This is a genomic window from Deltaproteobacteria bacterium (assembly GCA_016930875.1).
Taxonomy (GTDB): domain Bacteria; phylum Desulfobacterota; class Desulfobacteria; order Desulfobacterales.
Map to the genome: position 1 here is coordinate 1 of JAFGFW010000011.1, position 4,831 is coordinate 4,831.

The 4,831-nt window shown below is 49.2% G+C and carries 3 protein-coding genes; 2 read left to right on the plus strand and 1 reads right to left on the minus strand.

The genetic code is table 11. The features are described 5' to 3' along the window. The first annotated feature begins 423 nt into the window (after positions 1-423). Positions 424-1,239, plus strand: coding sequence for an alpha/beta hydrolase (locus tag JW883_00835; GenBank protein ID MBN1840815.1), 816 nt, complete (start codon positions 424-426; stop codon positions 1,237-1,239). Between the two features lie 172 nt (positions 1,240-1,411). Here the strand turns inward: JW883_00835 and JW883_00840 are convergent, their stop codons facing one another. Beyond that, entirely contained in the window at positions 1,412-2,767 is a 1,356-nt protein-coding gene (locus tag JW883_00840; protein ID MBN1840816.1) for an MFS transporter, read from the minus strand. A 451-nt stretch (positions 2,768-3,218) separates the two neighbouring features. Between JW883_00840 and JW883_00845 the strand changes: the two genes are divergently transcribed. Then, a complete protein-coding gene (locus tag JW883_00845) occupies positions 3,219-4,457 on the plus strand; it encodes a CoA transferase (GenBank protein ID MBN1840817.1) in 1,239 nt (412 codons plus the stop codon). Positions 4,458-4,831 lie beyond the last annotated feature (374 nt).

Consider the following 4,831-nt stretch of genomic DNA (forward strand, 5'->3'; position numbering starts at 1 on the left):
TTTAACCTGCCATGTCTATAAGTTCTTTGGGAAGGATTTTGGCAAATACCATCGGGGCAATGGCATCCAATCCAAGGCCTACCTTGTAAATGTGAGAAGTATTCTTTCCACGTTGAATGCTTTTGTAGAAGGGAACAAGGAGAATATTTCATGAAAGCCAGCTCCGGGGAAATCGGCTCTCAACCTATTCCATCAATTTCTTACTGTTGAGTGGTGGCTCAAACAGATGAACAAACCGCTCTCGTATCTTGTGGTCGATTTTTCTTGACGTACTACTTTCCATCTTTGTATATTCAATCCATCCCAAAGCGAATTCTTGTCAATATCAGTAGAAGAGGTTCCCCATTGGAGCATTGAAGTTCTGATCAATGTGCAAGAAAACAAAGACGAACAAAGAAGGAAGAAAAACCCCAGGAGCAACCCGTGCCATTCGAGACAGTTAATCATCTCCAGGTTTATTATGAGGTTCATGGTGAAGGTGAAGTCATTATCCTCATGCACCATGGTTTTGGCTGCACCAAGATTTGGAACAACATCTATCCGTCCTTTGTAGCTGAAGGTTACAGAGTAGTAATATTTGACCGCCGGGGCTTTGGGCGATCGGAACGGGGGAATGATTTTCTGGATTTTTATGAAAGTGGTCGTTATCGGCCGGAAAGCGTGGAAGAGCTTCGGATAATAAAAGAAAGATTGGGCATCAAAGAATGCCATTTAGTTGGACAGTGCGAAGGCGGTGTCGTGGGGGTTGACTATTCCATTAAATATCCCCAGGAGGTTAAAACCCTGACTGTTGCCAGCACCCAATGTTATAGCGAGGTTCCCATGACTGAGCTCAACAGGGCCCGGCTTGTAAACAAATTTGCTGATCTGGAACCCTGGCTGAAGGCCAAGTTGATTGATTGGCACGGGGCGGCGGCAGAGAGTAATTATAATCAATTTGCCAAGCATGGCGGCGCTTACGGATCAAACCATTTTGATCTACGGCCTATCCTGCCATTGGTGTACTGCCCTACCCTGGTGCTCTATCCCGATCGCAGCTCCATCTTTGACGTGGAACAATCAACTACTTTTTACCGACACCTTCCACGGGGCGAGTTGGCTATCTTCCCCAAATGCGGCCACAACACCTATGAGCAACGACCGGAGGATTATACCCGCACCGTCCTGGACTTTCTCAGGAGAACCAAAAAAGGAGAACAGGACCAAATGGCCCGCCCGGCCATGACCTGTTTAGCCTGATAGGAGCAGACCTACCCCTTCCCGTTTCGCCCAGTATTTTCAGGGTGTCCTTCGTCCCGGCGCCCTGCCTCCACTCCCAGGCCAGCCATTCCCTCAAGGGAGCCATTTTGAGAGCAAAAAGAAGCTTTGGTTTTTTATTGTATTATTGCAAGACCTGATCCCGCATCTCTGTTTATTTGAGCAGCTTTGCCGTCACTTCCTCCAGGCTCTCCCTCCTGACCCCCACAGGGTAGAAAGCAACCAGGATGACACCAATGAAGCTGGGCACGGAGAAGAGTAGGAAGAACTGACTGAAGCTGAAGCCCGCCATCTGGATGATCCCGCCAAGGATCGGTCCTGTAATTGACCCGACCCTTCCGATAGCGTATGCTGAACCAAGACCCAGCGAACGAATGCGGGTGGGATAGATTTCACCGGCTACCACATGGAGGGCTGCAGGGATGGAGACCAGAAATATACCTGACGCTGCTCCTGCGATATACAGAACCAGATCGGACGTTACCGCACTGAACAAAAGGAGCGAGAGGCCTCCGAGAAAGAAGCTCAGGCAAAGCCCGGGCTTCCGGCCAAAGGCATCCATCAGGCAGCCCAGGAGATAACCACCCACAAAAGCCCCAAGGGACTGCACAATTCCGAAGCTGTAACTTTTGACAAGAGAAAAACCGGAGTTGGCAAGAAGTGTCGGCAGCCAGGTCGAAAGCCCGTACAGGGCGAGCATGCTGAAAAGGTAGGTGCCCCAGACAAGGATAGTCATGACCCTCAACCCCGGCCGGAACACCTCCCGGAGCCCGGCAGCAAAAACCGGATCGGCCTGTGTGAAGGCGTCCGGTCTCCACACACGCGGCTCGATCCCGGCCAATTTCTCAATTCTCTGTATTTCCCGAATTGCGTCGGCATAGCGCTTCTTCATAACAAAAAAACGCACCGATTCAGGCAGGTAGGCCCGCAGCGCCGGAAGGAGGAAGATTGGCAGGATCCCAATGAGAAGCACCATTCGCCACCCGAAATGGGGCACCAGCCCCATGGCAATGAGGCCGGCCAACGTCCATCCGATGGTGAAGGATCCCCCTGAAAACGTGAGAAATCTTGCCCGCACCCCGGCAGGAGCGAATTCTGATACGAGGGTTATCGTTAAGGGTATTACTCCGCCGATGCCGATACCGGAAAGAAAGCGAAGCAGACAGAAAACTTCGAAGTTCGGAGCGAAGTAAGCGGCACTGTTGAAAACCGAAAAAACAACGACGACAATCATGATTGACTTCTTCCGCCCGATCCGGTCGGAAACCAGTCCGAAACCCGCAGCACCGACCATGAGGCCAAGAAACCCATAGGAGATCATTGTCCCGGCTTCGACCGGAGTCAGCTGCCACTCCCTGAGTGCCAACGGCACGATGTAGGCGATGATCTGCGAATTGTATCCTGCAAAGATAGTGACCAAACTGGCCAGGATGAGGAGTCGTCTGTGGAAGCGGTTGAATTTCAGTCCGTCGAGCCAATCAAAGACCGAAGTGGTGGCGTTCGTGTTCATGCATCCTTACAGGAGTTGGTTGCAAATCGATTCTCATTAACGTGAAATGCGTCCGGTTGTCAACCCTTCGACTCCCCGGTATAAGTGCCGGGACTTGCCTTTGGCCTGAGCTTGGGTCGAAGGCTCAGGGTTGACCCTGAGGGACGCTTTCCGTCCCCGCCTTGAAAGGAGGGGCTTAGCGCCGTCGAATGGGTCAAGACAACTCAGACTACGAAGAGGCACATCAAATTGCAGATGCCAAGATCAACGAATCTGTCCATGCATTGAACTCGATCTCATGCGGCCCGTCGAAGACGCCTCTGGTCACCTGGCTGTTCTTTCCCGAAGCCATTTGGCGTGGAAACATCTTGGCAATCTTTAAGTAGTATAGGATTGTGATCGTTGCCAAAAATGGCATCATCTTTTATGCTATTGTTTTCAACCTTGATTAAGGGAAAAAGGAGGAGACCTGATGATAGACACTATTCACAACACGAGACACAGGCCGATGCCTCTTGAGGGGATAAAGATAGTGGAATATGGGGTCTTCCATGCTGGCCCTGGAGCCAGTTCAATCCTCGGCGACTTGGGGGCCGATGTAGTGAAGATAGAGTCAGGGTTAGGCGATCCAGAGCGTTACTGGACTAGGTTGGGACGGATTGACATGTCCTTCACGGATGGGGAGAACCTTTATTTTCAGATATCAAATCGGAACAAAAAGGGGATTTATCTCGATATTGAAAAAGAGAATGGACGTGAGATTTTCCATCGTCTGATTAAAGAGGCAGATGTTTTTCTCACAAACCTACGCCAAAGCACAAAAGCCAAATTGGGCATTGATTATAACAGCCTGCACCCGGTGAATCCTAAGATCATCCACGCCAATGTCTCAGGATACGGACCCGAGGGCCCGATGAAGGATCTTGGCGCTTTCGATCCTCTTGGTCTCGCCCGCTCAGGATTAATGTTTGTGACCGGCGCGTCAGAGCCTGCCTTACTACATGGGGGGGTTATTGACCAGGCAACGGCCATCGCGACAAGCCATGCTATTTTGACCGCTCTTCTTGTCCGAGAACGGTCTGGAATAGGTCAAGAAGTACATGTCTCCCTTTATGGAACAGGGCTTTGGCTGATGTATCCCAATATGATGTTGTCCAATGTTTTATCGCTTGGTCCGATGGATATTTCACCTAACCGCTACGACCACTCTCCCCTACGCAACTTTTTCCGTTGCAAGGACGAAAAATGGGTCATGGCTACACATCATCCCGAAGAGAAATACTGGCCTCTCTTCTGTAAAGCTACCGGCCAAACCACCCTTCTTGACGACCCTCGGTTTAAGGATAACTCGGGAAGGGAGGATCACTGTGCCGAGTTGGTCGCCATTTTTGACAAGGTTTTTGCAACGAAGACACGAGACGAATGGGTAGAGACATTGCTCAAAGAAAAACTGATGGTTTGCCCTGTTCTAAACATCAATGAAATCAAGAATGATCCTCAGGCCCAGGTCAATGGATATATGGTTAATTTTAAGGACCGCCTCCTTGGTGATGTGACGATCCCTGGCTATCCCATACACTTTAGTGCCAATCAAGCAGGCACCCGGAGTTTTGCCCCGACTTTGGGAGAACACACTGATCTGGTCATGCGCCAGATAGGCTACACGGATCAGGAAATCCAGGAACTGAAAAAGGAAGGGGTGATTAAATAGTGGAACGAAGAGTTGTAGCAATAAAAATGAGAGTTCCTCTCTCGGAAATGCGTGTAATAAAATAATGGGTGCCTTTTTTATTTCCACACTTCAACCAACTAATTTTCAATCCTCACATACTATTCCAATCGGAGATGAATAGGCGCAACAAAGAACCCTGTTTTTTGACTCTTTCTTAAAGTATCGGTTGACCAATTTTCATAAAATATGTATTATCCAAACAACAATCCACAGGGTGGGGATGAAAATATTTTTTCATTTTCAGCAGTGAAAAAAATTAATCGGTGCTGGGTCAATTTTCAATAAAAGTTTATTCCGACGCAGCAACATTAAAATGGTTGCTGATTGTTCTTCATCCTGGTACCTGAAGGAAA

Excerpts from the sequence above, each read along its gene's own strand:
- JW883_00840 (MBN1840816.1), bottom strand. The coding sequence starts at position 2,767 with ATGAACACGAACGCCACCACTTCGGTCTTTGATTGGCTCGACGGACTG.
- JW883_00845 (MBN1840817.1), top strand. The coding sequence starts at position 3,219 with ATGATAGACACTATTCACAACACGAGACACAGGCCGATGCCTCTTGAG.